The organism is Pseudomonas cannabina (assembly GCF_900100365.1).
Lineage (GTDB): Bacteria > Pseudomonadota > Gammaproteobacteria > Pseudomonadales > Pseudomonadaceae > Aquipseudomonas > Aquipseudomonas cannabina.
Genome location: NZ_FNKU01000001.1, coordinates 1,922,591 through 1,940,346 on the forward strand (window position 1 = coordinate 1,922,591; position 17,756 = coordinate 1,940,346).

The following is a 17,756-nucleotide window of genomic DNA, read 5'->3' on the forward strand; positions in this document are numbered from 1 at the left end:
AAGGAGTTCACCATGGCTAACCTCAGCATCAGAAACCTGCAAAAAGGCTTTGACGGTCATCAGATCATCAAGGGCATCGATCTGGACGTGAAAGACCGGGAATTCGTGGTTTTCGTCGGCCCGTCAGGCTGCGGCAAGTCCACCCTGCTGCGGCTGATCGCCGGGCTCGAGGAAGTCACCTCCGGCACCATCGAACTCGATGGCCGCGACATCACTCAGGTCACCCCGGCCAAACGCGATCTGGCGATGGTGTTTCAGACCTACGCGCTGTATCCGCATATGACGGTCGGTAAGAACCTGTCGTTTGCACTGGACCTGGCCGGTGGCGACAAGGCCGAGATCAAGAAGAAAGTTGATGAGGCCGCGCGCATTCTGGAACTCGGCCCGCTGCTGGAGCGCAAGCCCAAGCAACTGTCCGGCGGGCAGCGCCAGCGTGTGGCGATTGGCCGGGCCATCGTGCGCAACCCGAAAATCTTCCTGTTCGACGAACCGTTGTCCAACCTCGATGCCGCGTTGCGCGTACAGACCCGACTCGAACTCTCACGGCTGCACAAGGAGTTGCAGGCGACGATGATCTACGTCACCCACGATCAGGTCGAAGCCATGACGCTGGCCGACAAAGTGGTGGTGCTCAATGGCGGCAAGGTCGAGCAGGTCGGCTCTCCGCTGGAGCTGTATCACCACCCGGCCAACCTGTTCGTCGCCGGTTTTCTCGGCACGCCGAAAATGGGCTTCCTCAAAGGCAAGATCAGCCGGGTGAGCGGCGCAGAGTGCGAAGTCGAACTGGACGCCGGCACGCGCATCAACCTGCCGGTCAACGGCGCAGGGCGAAGTGTCGGTGACGCGGTCACCCTGGGCATTCGTCCGGAACACCTGAACCTGGCGCAGGACGGCGATTGCCAGTTGCAGGTCATCGCCGATGTCAGCGAACGCCTGGGCAGTGATACGTATTGCCACGTGCGGACCCGCTCCGGTGAGCCGCTGACCCTGCGTATCCGTGGCGATCTGGCCAGTCAGTACGGCGAAACGCTGAACCTGCATCTGGATAGCGCCCATTGCCACTTGTTCAACGCACAAGGTCTGGTGATCGCCAAAGCCTTGCAGACAGTCGCTGCCTGAGTCCCGGAGAACCCTGTCATGTCCGCTCAACACATCAAGCTGAACAAAAACAATCTGTCACAGCTGGACGCTGATATCGCCCTGCCCGCCTACGCCGTCGACAACACTCGTCAGGGCATTGCCCACATAGGGGTCGGTGGTTTCCATCGTGCACATCAGGCGTTTTACACCGATGCGCTGATGAACAGCGGCGAAGGCCTGGACTGGAGCATCTGCGGGGTCGGCCTGCGACCTGAAGACCGCGCCGTGCGCGATGCCCTGGCCGAACAGGATTACCTGTACACGCTCTACGAACTGGGCGATACACCGGACACCAAAACCCGCATCATTGCCTCGATCAGCGGCATGTTGCTGGCCGAAGACAGCCCGCAGGCGCTGATCGATACGCTGTCCAGCCCAGAGATTCGCATCGTCTCGCTGACCATCACCGAAGGCGGCTATTGCATCGACGACAGCAACGGCCAGTTCATGGCCCACCTGCCGCAGATCCAGCACGACCTGGCCAACCCGCAACAGCCAAAAACCGTATTCGGTTTCCTCTGCGCAGCGCTGGCGCGTCGCCGTGACGAAGGTACGCTGGCGTTTACTGTCATGTCCTGCGATAACCTGCCGCACAACGGTGCAGTGGCGCGCAAGGCGCTGCTGACCTTCGCCGCCCTGCGCGACGCTGCGCTGCACGACTGGATCGCTGCCAACGTCACATTCCCCAATGCCATGGTCGATCGCATCACGCCAATGACCAGCACAGCCCATCGTCAGCAGTTAGCCGCCGACAAGCACATCGACGACGCCTGGCCGGTGGTTTGTGAACCCTTCGTGCAATGGGTGCTGGAAGACAAATTCGTCAGCGGCCGCCCTGCCTGGGAACACGTCGGCGTGCAGTTCACCGACGACGTCACGCCCTACGAAGAGATGAAGATCAAGCTGCTCAATGGCAGCCATCTGGCCCTGACCTACCTGGGCTTTCTGAAGGGCTATCGTTTTGTGCACGAGACCATGAACGACCCGCTGTTCGTGCGTTACATCCGCGCCTACATGGACCTGGATGTCACCCCGCAACTGGTTTCGGTGCCAGGTATCGATCTGGACGATTACAAGGACACGCTGATCAAGCGTTTCTCCAATCAGGCGATTGCCGACCAGTTGGAGCGGGTCTGTTCGGACGGCTCGTCAAAATTCCCGAAATTCACCATTCCGACCATCAACCGGCTGATCGTCGATCAGGGCAATCTCGAGCGCGCTTCGCTGGTCGTCGCGGCCTGGGCGCTGTACCTGAAGGGCGTCGACGAAAAGGGCGCGGTCTACACCATTCCCGACCCGCGCGCGGAGTTCTGTCAGGCACTGGTGGCTGATGACGCACTGATTACCGAGCGTTTGCTGGACGTCGAAGAGATCTTCGGCCTGGCTATTCCACACTCCGCCGAGTTCGTCGCGGCCTTCGAGCAGAACCTCCGTGATCTACGCGAACTGGGTGTGAGTGGCACACTGGAAAAACTGCTGGCCAAAAGCCTCTGAGGGACACGCCATGTTTCTTGGCATAGATTGCGGGACCCAAGGCAGCAAAGCGCTGGTACTGGATGCCGAAAACGGCAAGGTGCTGGGCGAAGGTTCGGCGCCGCATAGCCTGATCAGCGACCACAACGGTCGCCGCGAGCAAGACGTGCAGCAATGGCTGAATGCGCTGCAGCAGGCGGTCCGCGAAGCGTTGGCGCTGGCTGACGTCTCCGGGCAACAAATTCAGGGCATTGGCGTTTCCGGCCAGCAGCACGGGCTGGTGCTGCTTGACGATCAGGGCCAGGTACTGCGCCCGGCGAAACTCTGGTGCGACACCGAATCGGCCCCGGAAAACCAGCGTCTGCTGGATTATCTGGGCGGCGCACAGGGCTCTTTGCAGCGCCTGGGTCTGGTTATCGCGCCGGGCTATACCGTGTCCAAACTGCTGTGGACCAAAGAGCAGCACCCGCAGGTGTTCGAACGTATCGACAAGGTGCTGCTGCCGCATGATTACCTTAATTACTGGCTGACCGGGCGCGCCTGCACGGAATACGGCGACGCATCGGGCACCGGCTATTTCAACGTTCGCAGCCGCGAGTGGGACCTGCCACTGCTGGCCCACATCGACCCGAGCGGCAGACTGGGCAAGGCGTTGCCGGACTTGCTGAAAGCCGACGCGCCGGTTGGCACGCTGCTTCCCGAAATCGCCGCGCTGCTGGGCCTGAACCCTGCCGCGCGGGTGTCCAGCGGTGGCGGCGACAACATGATGGGCGCAATCGGCACCGGCAATATTCAGCCGGGGCTGATCACCATGAGCCTCGGCTCGTCGGGCACGGTATATGCCTATGCCGATGAGGCACGGGTCAGCGAGCATGAGTCGGTGGCGACGTTCTGCTCATCGACAGGCGGCTGGCTGCCGCTGATCTGCACCATGAACCTGACCAATGCGACTTCGGCCATTCGCGAGCTGTTCGCGCTGGATATCAAGGGCTTCAATCAGGCGGTCGCTCAGTCGCCCATTGGTGCTGAAGGCGTGCTGATGCTGCCCTTCCTCAACGGTGAACGCGTGCCCGCCCTGCCCGACGCCACCGGCAGCATCATCGGGCTGGACAGCACCAACCTGACGCAGGCCAACCTCAGCCGGGCGGTCGTCGAGGGCACTACATTCGGGCTGCGTTACGGGCTCGACCTGCTGCGGGACAGCGGTATCAGAAGCGAGAAAATCCGGCTGATCGGTGGCGGCTCGAAAAGCCCGGTGTGGCGGCAGATCGTTGCCGACATCATGGACACGCCGGTGATCTGTACCGATCATTCAGAGGCCGCAGCGCTGGGTGCGGCGATCCAGGCGGCCTGGTGCGTCGCGAAGAGCACTGGCGGGACGCTAAGCCTGCAACAACTCTGCGACCGTTGCGTCAGTCTCGATCAGGGCAGCGAAACCCGTCCGGTCAGGCAGAATGTGGAGGCTTATCAGCAGGTCTACCAGCGCTATCAGGCACAGCTACATCAGGCACAATAACGCGAAGTTTGAACCCGGTCTTTTCATGGAGCACTTATGTTTCTGGTTTGCGGCGAAGCACTGTTCGATATTTTCACCCGCCCTGACGACGGCGGCTCTCTCAACAGACTGGGGTTCGACGCGATTGCCGGTGGTTCGCCGTTCAACGTCGCCATCGGCCTGCGTCGTCTGGGCGTGCAGGCAGGCCTGTTCGCCGGGCTGTCCACCGACTACCTGGGCCGTCGTTTGCGGGCGGTGCTCGAGCAGGAAACGGTCGCGGTCGATCACCTGATCGATTTCGATGCACCCACCACGCTGGCCATGGTGGCGGTGGGCAGCGACGGCTCGCCCACCTATAGCTTTCGCGGTGACGGTTGCGCCGATCGACAACTGCGCCTTGAGCACCTGCCTGCGCTGGACGAGCAGGTCCGCGGGATTCACGTGGGCTCGTTCTCGCTGGTGGTGCAGCCGATTGCCGACACTTTGCTGGCACTGGTCGCACGGGAAAGCGCCAACCGACTGATCTCGCTCGACCCCAACGTGCGCCTCAACCCGGCGCCGGACATTCAGCGCTGGCGCACCCAGGTGGCGGCCTTTGCCGAACATGCTCATCTAATCAAGGTCAGCGACGAAGACCTGCACCTGCTGTATCCAGACAGTGATGCGCAGCAATTGGCAGAGGGCTGGTTAGGTAAGCAGACTCGACTGGTGATCGTGACCCGAGGCACACAGGGCGCCAGCGTGTTCACTCGCCAGCATGGCACCTGGTCGGTGCCCGCCAAAACCGTGGTGACGGCGGATACGGTGGGCGCTGGAGACACATTTCAGGCGGCGCTGTTGACGTTCCTGAGTGAACGTCAGTTGGACACGCCAGAGGCGCTGTCGACGCTGTCGAAAGAAACCCTGAACGAAATGCTGAATTTTGCCGTTGGCGCAGCGGCGCTGACCTGTACCAAGGTCGGCCCGGATCTGCCGTATCGGCATCAATTGGGGTAAAAAGCGTCAGAGACAGACAAGAGACCGTGCAGCTCCACTCCTGCTGTGCTGCATCGAGCGTAACCTTCGTGAGCAAGCTCACTCCCAAAATCGGAGTGTATTCCGATTGTGGGAGTGAGCTTGCTCACGAAGGGGCCATTACAGTCAACGAACAAACAACTGAATAGGCTACCTCGATCAGGCCACCATTCCGGCCTTGATCCCTCTGATGCGCGTATTGATATCATCCGCCACATCGTTCTGCTTGTCCTTGAGTGCGTCCTGGACTTTCTGGTCGATCGCCAATTGGTCCTGAGGCGCCATGGCGTCATAGGATTTCTGGCTGATGCCGGTCAGTTTCTCGCGCACTTTCTCTTCGGCTGTCTGCTTCAGAGCGTCCATGAATTTCTGTTCTACCGAACCTGTCGACCCGGTGTCAGTGGTGCTGGCAACGTTAGCCACCGAACCCGTAAAACCGTTGTCACGATCCCCCGTCTTCTCCGACAGCGACGTATCACCGGCAGATTTGAGGTTGATCATCATGCGGGCGAAAGATTCGTTGTAACCGCTGCTGTCTTGCGATGTCGAATTGCCGATTTGCTGAGTAACCGGGGCTGTACCTGAAGTCAGGCCAGCAGCGGCGACCGCGCTGAAAGCGTCCTGAGACACCTCGTCCACAGTCTTGCGCCCGCCAACCGCTCGGGACACCAACTGTTCAAGCGCATTTGTGCCAATAATCATCTTTCACCTCCCGATGAACATGCTGCGCAAGTTCAAAAGCAAGTCCAGTGCCAAGTGCGCGTTAAATGCCTAACCTGTTGATTTACATGGCGTCGCCTGAAAACGTCCGGCCAGCCACCGTCAAAAAACAGCCAGGCATTGCCGCCAGGGGCAGCGGCAAGCGGCAATCTAAAGGCTTCTGGCTTGAAGCTTGCCACTGGAAACGTGCAACTGCTCAATAGGCACCGGTGCCGAAAAATAGTAACCCTGTGCCTGCCCTGCGCCGATCTCGCGCAGCAGCTCCAGGGTTTCCAGGTCCTCGACGCCTTCGGCCACCACGGTCAGGTCCAGCGATTCGGCCATGCGCACAATCGCGCGGACGATGGCGCGACTGCGCACGCTGGAGGCCAGGCCGAGGATGAACGACTTATCGATCTTCAAGCCGCTGAAATGATACTGATGCACATAGCTGAGGGATGAAAAGCCGGCGCCGAAGTCATCGAGCATCACCGACATGCCCTGATCCGCCAGTTGCTTCATGGACAGCCGTGCCTGCTCGGGATCAGCGACCAGCGCGCCTTCGGTCAGTTCCAGACACAGGCGTCCGGGCGCAACGCCCTGTTCAGCGAGCATGGCCAGCACTTCGGCGGCAAAGGCCGGGCGGGTAATGCTGTAGCTGGAGCAGTTCACATGCACGGGCGGCCAGTCGCCGTTCTCGGGCTGAGCAAGAATGGTGATGACCTGCTTGAGCATGTACAGGTCGAGGCGGCCGATCAGTCGCAGCCCCTCCAGCGCCGGCAGGAAACTTTCCGGCGCGATGATGCGCCCGTCCGGCTGCCGCCAGCGGATCAGCGCTTCCAGTGCCAGCAACTCGCCCGTGGCGGTGCAGATCACCGGCTGGAAATACGGGATCAGTTGATCCGTGCATTTCAGGGCCGTGCGTAACGCGCCTTCCTGCTCGACCTGATCCAGCACTTCACGGCGCAACGCCTGGTTGAACACCGCGAAGCTGTCGCGCCCGCCATTCTTGACGCGATACATGGCAGTATCCGCGTCACGTAACAGGTCGGCAGGTTCTTGATGAAACTGGCGATCAGCGCCCACCACACCAATGCTGCACGACGAAAACACCGTGTGATCGTCGATCACAAACGGCTGTTCGAACGCGGTCAGTATCCGCTGGGCGATATCCACGCCTGTTTGCAGCGCAGCATTGATGCCCAGCACGGCAAACTCGTCGCCGCCCAGTCTGGCCAGCAGATCACCTTCGCACATGCAACTGCGCAATCGCTCGGCGGCCTGAACCAGCAAGATGTCGCCGCAGTGATGCCCGAGGCTGTCATTGATCATCTTGAAACGGTCCAGATCGATGAACATGACAATCAGTTGCCGGTCCTGAACGCAGAAATCCTGCCACGCCTGCTTCAGGCGTTGTTGCAACTGGCTGCGGTTCGGCAGCCCGGTCAACGAGTCGTGAGAGTTTTCGTATTGAAGCCGGGCATTGGCCTGGTCCAGCTCACGGGTGCGGTCGCGAACGCGGGCCTCGAGCCGCAGATTGGCGGTGTGGATCGCCTCGGCGGCGCTGCGCCGCGAGAGTGCGGTGTCGATGTGACGGGAAACGAAAGTCAGCAGCTCCTGGTCACGCAATGTGTAGCTGACCGATTTGGAATAACTCTGCACCACCAGCACGCCCCGTACATCGTCGCCGTCGAACAGCGGAATACCGAGCCAGGAAGAGGAGCGACTGGACTTTTTCTGCACCTCGATTTCACCCATGCGCTCGAGCTTGCGCGCGTTCTCGTAATCGATCAGGCACGGTCGGCGCTGACCGATCACATATTCGGTGAACCCCCGCTGCCCACGCCGTGAACGGGGCGATGTGAGCTGGTACTCATCGATGTAATACGGGAAGGTGACTTCACCCGTGGCATTATCGTAAAGCGCGATGTAGAAATTGAGCGCCACCAGCAGCTCGCCGACGATGGTATGCAGGCTGTGAAACAGCTCGTTCATGTCACCGGGCTGGCTGGAAAGCTCGGCGATGCGAAACAACGCACGCTGCAAGTGTTCGGCGCGCTCCCGGTCCTGCACCTCCTGCCGGAGCGCGTCATTGGCGGCCGACAGTTGCTGGGTGCGCAGCATCACGGTCTGTTCCAGATCGGTACGGCGTAACAGCCTGTCCAGCGCCATCGCCACATGCCGCGAAACCACCGAAAACAGGGCGCGGTCCGGCGAACTGTAAACCCGGGACACGTCGTAGACCTGCATCGCGACCATGCCGAACACCTCATCCGAGGCATTTTTCAGCGGCGCGCCCATCCAGAACTCGGGACGACGGCCGACGCAGAAAAAACGTCCCTGAGCCTGCGCCTGCTCGATACAAGAGGCTCCCAGAAATAATGTGTCCCCGGACAGCAACACATGGCCAGTGAGCGAAATTCGATTGACGTCGAGAAACTCGAACGCCTCCGGTGCCAGCGCCTCGTCATCGAAACGGTCGATGTAATAGGGATAGGTGATTCTGCTGCTTTGTCGATCATAGAGCGCGACGTAAAAGTTCTCGGCGTCAATCAATGTAGCCAACTGCTCGTGAATTCCTCGCAGAAAGGCACCCCTATCCAGCGTGGAGCTGGCCAGCAGGCTGATCTCGTAGAGTACCCGTTGGGTGCTCTGGGCCCTCACCAGCGCTGCCGTCTGCAACAGCGAACCCAGTTGGACAGCGAGGTCATTCAATAATGTGTTGTCTTGCTCGGCAACGGGAGCCAGAACCCATCCCAGCACGCCCTCGCCTTTTCCAGCCACTCTGCGGTGCAATTGCCTTTCCGCGCAAAACGGCTCGAAGTCCTCGAACGGGATATGGGCCGGCCAACGCGCCTGCCCATCGCCCTGCCCCAGCAGGCATTTCTGTTCACCGGCGGAGTAAGCAGCCCACGCAACACCCGGTATGAGCAAGCGCGTGGCGCTCAAAAGCGCATCAATGCCCACCTGATCGGAAAACCTGACATGACTGTCAACCGGAGCGACACGCGGATCGGATACGTCGCTCAGCGAGTGCGGGCCCGTGGCCAGATGATTGACTGTCATGAAAACACCAGGTGCGTGGGCCAGCGACGGTCATATTCAACGGCGATGACCAAAGGTTACAAGCGTGTCGCGGCATTGTTACAAAGTTCAATGTTTTTTGGCAGCGCCCTGTGGTGCCGCGATGCCCACATGTGACGCAGAACGCGTTGCGAAGCATAGATTGGCACACCCGCTGGTCGGATTTCGCTGTTGCACCCGCTTAAACACGAAAATGCGCGGCTCTACTATGCTGTCGCCCAGCGCTACACATGTCCAACCTTGAAGGAGACACCCATGGTCAAGACTTACAGCTACGCAGCCCAGTCCGCCAAGGACGTACTGAGGCCTTATCAGTTCGAGCGACGCGCCCCCGGCGCTGACGATGTGCAGATCGATATTCTTTATTGCGGCGTTTGCCACTCCGATCTGCATACGGCACGCAATGAATGGCACAACACGTTGTACCCGTCCGTCCCGGGCCACGAAATCGTCGGCCGCGTGACCGCTGTCGGTGCCAGCGTCAAGACCTTCAAAGTGGGCGACCTCGCCGGGGTCGGCTGCATGGTCGACAGTTGCCAGCACTGTGCGTCCTGCGCCGAAGGTGAAGAACAGTATTGCGAGAGCGGTTTTACCGGCACTTACAATGGCCCGGTATTCGGTGGCGAAAACACGTTCGGTGGCTATTCCGACACCATCGTGGTCAAGGAAAAGTTCGTTTTGCGCATCTCTCACGATGCCAATCTGGCCGCCGTAGCGCCGCTGCTGTGCGCGGGCATCACCACCTATTCGCCGCTGCGCCACTGGAAAGTCGGCCCCGGCAAGAAAGTGGGGATTGTCGGCCTCGGTGGGCTGGGCCACATGGGCGTCAAGATCGCCCACGCCATGGGCGCGCATGTGGTGCTGTTCACCACCTCGCCTGACAAACGCGAAGACGGCCTGCGTCTGGGCGCAGATGAAGTGGTGGTGTCGAAGGACCCGGCACAAATGGCCGCGCAGGCCAACAGCCTGGACTTCATCCTCAACACCGTAGCGGCACCCCACGACCTCGATGCCTTTCTGGCGCTGCTCAAGCGCGACGGCACCATGACGCTGGTCGGTGCCCCGGCAGAGCCGCACCCGTCTCCGACCGTCTTCAATCTGATTTTCAAGCGTCGCAGCCTGGCCGGGTCGCTGATCGGCGGCATCCAGGAAACTCAGGAAATGCTCGATTTCTGTGCCGAGCACGGCATCGTGTCCGACATTGAAGTGATTGCCATGCAGGACATCAACGAAGCCTATGAGCGGATGCTGAAAGGTGACGTCAAATACCGCTTCGTCATCGATATGGCCAGCCTCAAGCAGGAAGCTTCAGCGGCCTGAGTTCGTCAAGAACGCTTGAGAAAAACGTTGCCAGGGACGGCAACCTTGAAAAAAACCTTCCGTACGTCGCAACAGAGGAACTGAAACCCTGCATTTGGCCACTGACGCTCCATACTTCATCCATAAGCTGACGATTGCGCTGATCGACCGCAGGTCACAGGCGCTCTTGGCCCTGCTGACGTACCATCGGGCCTGAAGCTCGACAAAAATGAACTTTTTATTACAAATCAATGACTACAGCTGACTGCCCTTGGGTCTCAAGTTCACGAAGTCCTTGCAGATATTGATGGCAACGGACGTTTTAACAGGTGAACGAACTATGAAACAACGAGCGACAGTCATCTGCAAACGTGACGGCCAAATCCTCTACGTGCGCAAACCGAAGTCCAGGTGGGCATTGCCTGGCGGCAAGATCGAGTCTGGCGAAACGCCTGCCCAAGCCGCAATGCGCGAGCTGAGCGAAGAAACAGGGCTGGAAAACCTTGATCTCTCGTACCTTGCTGTCTACGAGAAAGATCAGGTGACTCACTATGTCTTCGTGACGCAGGTGCCCAGCTCCATCGAAGCATCGCCGCAGAATGAGATCTCCGCCTGCAAGTGGCTCGCGCCGAAGAACCTCGGTGATCTGAAAGCCAGCAAGGCAACCAAAACCATCGTCAAGTCACACGCCCGACAGGCCTGACTTGTTCAGAAACACGCGCTCACTCAAGGGATTATCTGAACGATTGGATTGAACCGTATGGCCTCAAGCTGTTCCTAGACGGCAAGACGGTTATTACATTCATCCCCGTCTCAGGAGAACCCCATGACTCAGACCGCCCTGGTTGTTGGCGCAAGTGGCATTGTCGGCAGCGCGATCACACAATTGTTGCTGGAAAACAATTGGCAAGTCGCCGCCCTCTCCCGTAACCCGTCTACCGTGCCCGGCGTGATTCCGGTGGCTGCGGATCTTCAGGACCCGGCGTCGGTGAATGCGGCGCTGGCTGACCTGAAACCCACCCATGTGTTCATTACCACCTGGTCACGTCAGGCTACCGAAGCCGAGAATATTCGCGTCAACTCGGCGATGGTGCGTCACGTACTGGACGCCGTGCGACCTGCCGGAAGCGTGCAGCACGTGGCACTGGTCACCGGCCTCAAGCATTACCTCGGCCCATTCGAGGCCTATGGCAAAGGCACATTGCCGCAAACGCCGTTCCGCGAAAACCAGCCACGCCTGGACATTGAAAACTTCTATTACGCGCAGGAAGATGAAGTCTTCGCCGCTGCGCAGAAAGACGGCTTCACCTGGAGTGTGCATCGCCCGCATACCGTGACCGGTGTCGCGGTTGGCAATGCGATGAACATGGCGACCACATTGGCCGTCTATGCGTCGATCTGCAAAGCCACCGGCCGACCTTTTGTGTTCCCCGGCTCACGTGTGCAGTGGGACAGCCTGACGGACATGACCGATGCGCGTCAGTTGGCCAAACAGCAGCTGTGGGCGGCCACCACTCCGGCGGCGGCCAATCAGGCCTTCAATATCACTAACGGTGATGTGTTCCGCTGGAGCTGGATGTGGGGTCAGATCGCCAAGTTTTTCGATCTGCAGCCGGCAGCGTTTCCGGACCGGCCGGCGCTGCTGGAAACGCAGATGGCCAATGATCAGGCGGCGTGGACTGAGATTGTCAGCAAGCATCAGCTCAAGGAAGCGGACATCAGCCGTTTGATTTCACCGTGGCACACTGATGCTGATTTGGGTCGTCCGATTGAAGTGGTCACGGATATGTCGAAAAGCCGCAAGTTGGGCTTTACGGCATTCGAGGCGAGCGATAATGCGTTTTTCAATGTGTTTGAGAAGTTGCGTCGGGATCGTTTGATTCCTTGAGGGGTGTGACGCTCCGCGTGACACAGCGGTTCTGCGGTGTCAGTGATGTTTGTTTGTGGCCCAGGTCACCTTTGCGCCCTTACGGCGCCCTACTTTGAGGGACCAAAGTAGGCAAAGTCCCAGCTCCGTTTCCGGCCCGACTTCGTCGGGTTCCTTCGCCCTGTCACTGATCCGGCGGCCGCCGCAACGGGCCATCCTTGGCCCGGATGCGGCTTGCTCGGCGTCCTGCCTCGCATCCCCCGGATCAGCGCCAGGACTCAGCCATCACTTACGTCGCACTCTGCGTTGTCAGTGCCATCGTGGTTGAAAAGCACATCAAAAGCATTTCGGTGGCAACTGCGTGGTGGCAAAACATGCACTATCGTGCCGATGCTCCGCGTCGGCATGCCTTTCGTGACGCTCCGTGTCACACGGCGATTCTGCGGTGTCAGTGATATTTGTTTCTGACTCAGGTCATCTTTGCGCCCTTACGGCGCCCTACTTTGAGGGACCAAAGTAGGCAAAGTTCCAGCTCCGTTTCCGGCCCGACTTCGTCGGGTTCCTCCGCCCTGACACTGATCCGGCGGCCGCCGCAACGGGCCATCCTTGGCCCGAATGCGGCTTGCTCGTCGTCCTGCCTCGCATCCCCCGGATCAGCGCCAAGACTCAGCCGTCACTTACGTCGCACTCTGCGTTGCCAGTGCCATCGCGACAAAAAAGCGCTTTTATCTATGTGCCGTGATTACGGGCACAGCATAACGTTGTACCGCGACGGCTATGTGACGCCGAGCGTCGCGGGATGCGTAGCAATGCAGGGTATCGGTACGAAAGTCGCCAACAAAAAAGGGCCAACCTTTCGGTTGACCCTTTTTGTTACCGCCCAGCAGAGCGGATTTTGTTTGGTAGGCGCGATTGGACTCGAACCAACGACCCCCACCATGTCAAGGTGGTGCTCTAACCAACTGAGCTACGTGCCTGCTGTGGGTCGGCATTCTACGGATATTCGATTACCTGTCAAATGCTTTTTTGCAGTAACTCTCTGAATACGCGAATTTTTTAGGCTCGACGTCAGAACTCTGCCTTGATCAGGCGGCGTCAGAAATCTCGTTGGTCCTTTCCGTACGCAAATCAAGCGACGCCCTGCGCACCCAGCTTTACGATGAGAATCTTACAAAACCCCAACCTAGCAAATTTACTAGTGTACTGTTTTCGAAAAAACCAGCTACTGACGAACGGAAAATTCAAATTTTATCAATAACTTAGTTTGTAGGTCATGGGTAAATAATTTCGCAAACAGTACACTAGTATCACTCATCGCCATGCAGTTCTAACCTGACTTACATACAAACACCTCGAACGTCCAACGCAGATATTTATGTTCGAGCACATTTATATTTAACAAACCACTCAGTTAAGCCATATGATAATTCACATACAACAATTCATAGGCGGAAAATTTCCGCTCGAAGTAGAAAACAGCGACACGATCGATAACGTGAAAGCCAGGATACAGGACGAGAAGGGTTTTTTGCCTGATAACCAACGACTTATATTTGCAGGTAAGCAGCTGGAAGATGGACGAACGCTGGCTGATTACAACATCCAGATCGGAAGTACGCTGCAGTTGGTTTTTAAACTCTGAGTTGGCCCCCTGTAAAGCTCATGTATTGAGCTATAGGGTGGGAGTTTATACGCCTTCGCGCCGGAGAAATCAGGCCTTGAAAAAACACGTCAACAAAAAAGGGCCAACCTTTCGGTTAGCCCTTTTTTCACCGCCCAGCAGAGCGGATTTTGTCTGGTAGGCGCGATTGGACTCGAACCAACGACCCCCACCATGTCAAGGTGGTGCTCTAACCAACTGAGCTACGTGCCTGCTGTGGGTCGGCATTTTACGGACATCCAACTGCCTGTCAATCTGTTTTTATCCTAAGCCCATGAATTACAGTCCTTTTTGTTAAAAGGCAGGTCAGTGCTGTTTTCGTGTGTGGCTGGCAGAGGCTTAGTATCTCGGGTACGATCAGCGCCATCGTCAAGAATATTAAACGGAGTCTCAGGATGGCGAACACGCCCTACCCGCAGTCCTATTACGCTGCCTCGGCCAATCCCGCGCCAGAACGGCCCGCTTTGCAGGGCGAGGTCGAGACGGACGTGTGCATCATTGGCGCTGGCTACACGGGTTTGTCCAGCGCGCTGTTCCTGCTGGAGAACGGATTCCGGGTCACGGTGCTGGAAGCCGCCAAAGTCGGCTTTGGCGCCTCGGGGCGTAATGGCGGGCAGATCGTCAACAGTTACAGCCGTGACATCGACGTGATCGAGCGCACGGTCGGCCCGCGTCAGGCGCAGCTGCTGGGGCAGATGGCATTTGAAGGTGCGGCCATCATTCGTGATCGGGTTTCCCGTTATGGCATTCAGTGCGACCTGAAGGACTGTGGCGTGTTTGCTGCGCTGACCAGCAAACAGCTGGCGCATCTGGAAGCGCAGCAGCGCCTCTGGGAGCGTTACGGCCACAGCAAGCTGGAGCTGATGGACAAACGCCGCATCAATGAGGTGGTGGCCTGCGATCAATACATCGGCGGTTTGCTGGACATGACCGGTGGCCACATCCACCCCCTCAATCTGGCGCTGGGCGAAGCGGCTGCCGTCGAGACACTGGGCGGCACGATCTACGAGCAATCTGCAGCGATCCGCATCGAGCGCGGCGCCAACCCGGTGGTCCATACCGCACAGGGCAAGGTCCGGGCGAAGTTCATCATTGTGGCGGGCAATGCCTACCTTGGTAATCTGGTCCCGGAGCTGGCGGCGAAATCGATGCCATGCGGTACTCAGGTGATCACCACTGAACCGTTGAGCGATGAGCTGGCGAAAACCCTTTTGCCGCAGGATTACTGCGTCGAAGACTGCAATTACCTGCTGGATTACTACCGCCTCAGCGCCGACAAGCGCCTGATCTTCGGCGGTGGTGTGGTCTATGGCGCAAGAGACCCGGCCAACATCGAGGCGATCATTCGACCGAAGATGCTCAAGGCGTTCCCGCAGCTCAAGAACGTGAAGATCGACTATGCATGGACCGGCAATTTCCTGCTGACCCTGTCGCGCCTGCCGCAGGTCGGACGGCTCGGCGAGAACATTTATTATTCACAGGGCTGCAGCGGCCACGGCGTCACCTACACGCACCTGGCCGGCAAGGTGCTGGCCGAAGCATTGCGCGGCCAGGCCGAGCGTTTCGATGCGTTCGCTGACCTGCCGCACTATCCGTTCCCTGGCGGCCAGATGCTGCGCACGCCGCTGACTGCGCTGGGCGCCTGGTATTACAGCCTGCGGGATAAACTGGGTTTCTGATCAACCTCATAACGGCACCTTCTCGGTGCCGTTTTTGTCAACGCTGCGTAGATTTCATTTAACGCCGCGTGCCAGGGTTTTCCTGGCTTCGCCTGCCGCCTGTTCCTGACCAGCCTTCGCCAGCGCATCAGCCGCCTGTGACCAGCGCTGCTGATCGACGTTGGCGGGCAGCTGGCGAGGTGACTGAACCAGTACCGCCCAACTGCCAGCGCCTTTCCAGGCAGAGGTAAAGCTGCTGAAGCTCATCGAATAGCGGCGGTCCATCCCGACGTTGAGCAATACCGTTTCTTTAACCCGGTTGTAACCGATCAACACGGCGTAACGCGACCCTTTCCAGAATGCGGAGCCTTGGGCAAGACGCAACATCACCGGATAACCGGCCGAGACCTGAGCCAGCAAGTCCTGCAATTCGCCATCGAGCGGATAGACCATGAAGCCATATTCGCGTGCAACTTTCGGCAGGTTCTGCTCCAGGCGATCTTCTGCACCCGGCAGTTGCAGCGGCTTGTCGAGCAAGCCAGGCGTGGTCTGCACCTGCTGATTGGCCAGCATGCTTGCCAGCACCATTGGGCCGCTTTGATAGGCATTACCCCGGAAGAACGGCACAGAGGTCAATTCGACCCGATCCGGAAGACGCTTGATGCCGGGCGTGACCATTGAAGTGCAACCGGCCAGACCAAGAACCAGCGCACCGGCAAGCCAGCAGCGTTTGAAGAGGTTGGAACTGGAAAAGACAGACAACGACAGCATGCTCACTCACTTGAACTGATGTCGGGCAACCCGCGACCCGATCCGGGCGTTGATCATAGAGCTGTCCGGCGTTCCGGTATAGCGTTGTTCAGCCGCCCGTTCGGCGGAAAACGAGCCAATCAGTCATAGCCCGATGCCATTGGTCAATTAAACCGAAACATGGCCCGTACTAGACTGTCAGTGATCAAGACCGTTACAAAAAGCAGGATGGGGAGGCACTTATGAGCCTGGAACTGACAATCGTGATGCTGACCGCTTCGTGGCTCGCCGTGTCGAGCGCCATGCTGTGGGGGGTCATGCGCGTTTCGCGGCGCCGCCATCCTCCGCGCAGCATCGAGCCCATTGCGGTGCAGAAGCCGGACCTGGAAAAGCCGGTCAACGGGCAACCTGCGGTAATCGGCTGAGCCACGTACGCCTGTTTCCATGCATGTGCACGATGCATTGAATGCAAAAAGGTCGACCCGGTTACCCGGGTCGACCTTTTTTCCAGCCTAGCGCGCTATCAGCTGGCTGATACTTTTGCGGCAGCAGCCTTCCTGCGACGTGCTCTGCGTACCAGCATGTTCAAGCCTTCGATGGCGGCCGAGAACGTCATGGCTGCGTAGATGTAGCCCTTCGGAACATGAGCGCCGAAGCCTTCGGCGATCAGCGTCATACCGATCATGATCAAGAAGCCCAGTGCCAGCATGACCACCGTCGGGTTGTCGTTGATGAACTTCGCCAACGGGTTGGCAGCTACCAGCATCACGATCACGGCGGTCACTACAGCGATGATCATGATCGGCAAGAGCTCGGTCATGCCCACGGCAGTGATGATACTGTCGATGGAGAACACCAGGTCCAGCATCAGGATCTGCACGATTGCCGCGCCCATGCTCAACGCAACCACCGAACCGAGCGCTTTCTCTTCGTCAGTCTTGACGTCCATGCTGTGGTGGATTTCCGTGGTCGCTTTCCAGACCAGGAACAGACCACCGGCGATCAGGATCATGTCTTTCCATGAGAACGCCTGACCAAACACTTCGAACACCGGCTCTGTCAGCTGCACGATGTAGGCCACCGTACTCAGCAGACCCAGGCGCATGACCAGCGCCATGCCGATACCCAGTTTCCGGGCTTTTTCCCGCTGATGTTCCGGCAGCTTGTTGGTGATGATCGAAATGAAGATCAGGTTATCGATACCCAGCACGACTTCCATCACCACCAGCGTCGCCAGGGCAATCCAGGCTGCCGGACTTGTCGCGAGTTCCAAAAGGTATTCCATAGATCACTGCCCCGCCTGAGCCAATAGTTATGCGTTAGATTTCTTTGTCGGACTTGCTTTCGGTTTCAGCCTTGCTTGGTGGCGTCTCAAGAATGGAAAGTTCCTGTTTGGCCTCATCCAGCGCCTTGGTCGCCGCCTGATGTGTATCTTCGATGGTCTGCTTTGCAGTCTCTGCTGCGGTATCGAGCGCCCGCTTGGTAGACGACTCTATCTGATCACATCCTGCCATTACCAGTAGCGAGCCGCTCAGCATTACCGCATAAATAGATGTCTTCATGAGTTTTCCTCAATGTGCGAGGCCGGATGCCCTCTCAGGTGTTCTGTCAGAACCG

General features: G+C 58.6%; 15 protein-coding genes and 2 tRNA genes. 10 read left to right on the forward strand and 7 right to left on the reverse strand.

Annotated elements, in window-relative coordinates; genetic code table 11:
- Window positions 1-12 precede the first annotated feature (12 nt).
- The 4 genes from BLT55_RS08930 to BLT55_RS08945 are packed head-to-tail and all read left to right on the forward strand — an operon-like array spanning window position 13 to window position 5,104.
- Complete coding sequence (locus tag BLT55_RS08930) at window positions 13-1,119, forward strand: ABC transporter ATP-binding protein (protein WP_055001152.1); 1,107 nt, start codon at window positions 13-15, stop codon at window positions 1,117-1,119.
- Between the two features lie 33 nt (window positions 1,120-1,152).
- A complete protein-coding gene (locus tag BLT55_RS08935) occupies window positions 1,153-2,634 on the forward strand; it encodes a mannitol dehydrogenase family protein (RefSeq protein WP_055001157.1) in 1,482 nt (493 codons plus the stop codon).
- A gap of 10 nt (window positions 2,635-2,644) precedes the next feature.
- Complete coding sequence (gene xylB / locus BLT55_RS08940) at window positions 2,645-4,129, forward strand: xylulokinase (RefSeq protein WP_055001151.1); 1,485 nt, start codon at window positions 2,645-2,647, stop codon at window positions 4,127-4,129.
- A 36-nt stretch (window positions 4,130-4,165) separates the two neighbouring features.
- On the forward strand, window positions 4,166-5,104 hold the full coding sequence (locus BLT55_RS08945) for a carbohydrate kinase family protein (protein WP_007251800.1): 939 nt from the start codon (window positions 4,166-4,168) through the stop codon (window positions 5,102-5,104).
- Between the two features lie 177 nt (window positions 5,105-5,281).
- Here BLT55_RS08945 and BLT55_RS08950 read toward each other — a convergent pair whose 3' ends face one another.
- Both BLT55_RS08950 and BLT55_RS08955 read right to left on the reverse strand, forming a co-directional pair.
- Window positions 5,282-5,824, reverse strand: a complete 543-nt coding sequence (locus BLT55_RS08950; protein WP_055001150.1) for a hypothetical protein — start codon at window positions 5,822-5,824, stop codon at window positions 5,282-5,284.
- Between the two features lie 168 nt (window positions 5,825-5,992).
- On the reverse strand, window positions 5,993-8,887 hold the full coding sequence (locus tag BLT55_RS08955; protein WP_055001149.1) for a sensor domain-containing phosphodiesterase: 2,895 nt from the start codon (window positions 8,885-8,887) through the stop codon (window positions 5,993-5,995).
- A 273-nt stretch (window positions 8,888-9,160) separates the two neighbouring features.
- Here BLT55_RS08955 and BLT55_RS08960 point away from each other — a divergent pair, with 273 nt between their 5' ends.
- From BLT55_RS08960 to BLT55_RS08970, 3 genes are all read left to right on the forward strand, one after another.
- The gene (locus tag BLT55_RS08960; protein ID WP_055001148.1) at window positions 9,161-10,225 is read left to right on the forward strand and encodes an NAD(P)-dependent alcohol dehydrogenase; all 1,065 of its coding nucleotides are present in this window, start codon (window positions 9,161-9,163) and stop codon (window positions 10,223-10,225) included.
- A gap of 319 nt (window positions 10,226-10,544) precedes the next feature.
- On the forward strand, window positions 10,545-10,907 hold the full coding sequence (locus BLT55_RS08965) for an NUDIX hydrolase (RefSeq protein ID WP_007251796.1): 363 nt from the start codon (window positions 10,545-10,547) through the stop codon (window positions 10,905-10,907).
- Window positions 10,908-11,030: 123 nt separating this feature from the next.
- On the forward strand, window positions 11,031-12,092 hold the full coding sequence (locus tag BLT55_RS08970; RefSeq protein WP_055001147.1) for an SDR family oxidoreductase: 1,062 nt from the start codon (window positions 11,031-11,033) through the stop codon (window positions 12,090-12,092).
- 879 nt (window positions 12,093-12,971) lie between these two features.
- Here BLT55_RS08970 and BLT55_RS08985 read toward each other — a convergent pair.
- A tRNA-Val gene (locus tag BLT55_RS08985) sits at window positions 12,972-13,048 on the reverse strand.
- Window positions 13,049-13,491: 443 nt separating this feature from the next.
- On the opposite strand from BLT55_RS08985, the gene BLT55_RS34745 reads away from it, so the two are divergent.
- Complete coding sequence (locus tag BLT55_RS34745) at window positions 13,492-13,713, forward strand: ubiquitin-like protein (RefSeq protein ID WP_055000296.1); 222 nt, start codon at window positions 13,492-13,494, stop codon at window positions 13,711-13,713.
- Between the two features lie 154 nt (window positions 13,714-13,867).
- Here the strand turns inward: BLT55_RS34745 and BLT55_RS08995 are convergent.
- Window positions 13,868-13,944 (reverse strand) — tRNA-Val (locus BLT55_RS08995).
- Between the two features lie 182 nt (window positions 13,945-14,126).
- On the opposite strand from BLT55_RS08995, the gene BLT55_RS09000 reads away from it, so the two are divergent.
- Complete coding sequence (locus BLT55_RS09000) at window positions 14,127-15,410, forward strand: NAD(P)/FAD-dependent oxidoreductase (RefSeq protein WP_055000297.1); 1,284 nt, start codon at window positions 14,127-14,129, stop codon at window positions 15,408-15,410.
- Window positions 15,411-15,464: 54 nt separating this feature from the next.
- Here the strand turns inward: BLT55_RS09000 and BLT55_RS09005 are convergent, their stop codons facing one another.
- Window positions 15,465-16,160, reverse strand: coding sequence for a peptidase C39 family protein (locus BLT55_RS09005; protein WP_055000298.1), 696 nt, complete (start codon window positions 16,158-16,160; stop codon window positions 15,465-15,467).
- Window positions 16,161-16,381: 221 nt separating this feature from the next.
- Between BLT55_RS09005 and BLT55_RS09010 the strand changes: the two genes are divergently transcribed.
- Window positions 16,382-16,564: a hypothetical protein gene (locus BLT55_RS09010; protein WP_055000299.1), complete on the forward strand. Its 183-nt coding sequence runs from the start codon at window positions 16,382-16,384 to the stop codon at window positions 16,562-16,564.
- A 98-nt stretch (window positions 16,565-16,662) separates the two neighbouring features.
- On the opposite strand, the gene BLT55_RS09015 is transcribed toward BLT55_RS09010, so the two are convergent.
- Window positions 16,663-17,424, reverse strand: a complete 762-nt coding sequence (locus BLT55_RS09015) for a TerC family protein (protein WP_055000300.1) — start codon at window positions 17,422-17,424, stop codon at window positions 16,663-16,665.
- A gap of 34 nt (window positions 17,425-17,458) precedes the next feature.
- The gene (locus BLT55_RS09020) at window positions 17,459-17,701 is read right to left on the reverse strand and encodes a hypothetical protein (protein ID WP_007251790.1); all 243 of its coding nucleotides are present in this window, start codon (window positions 17,699-17,701) and stop codon (window positions 17,459-17,461) included.
- Window positions 17,702-17,756 lie beyond the last annotated feature (55 nt).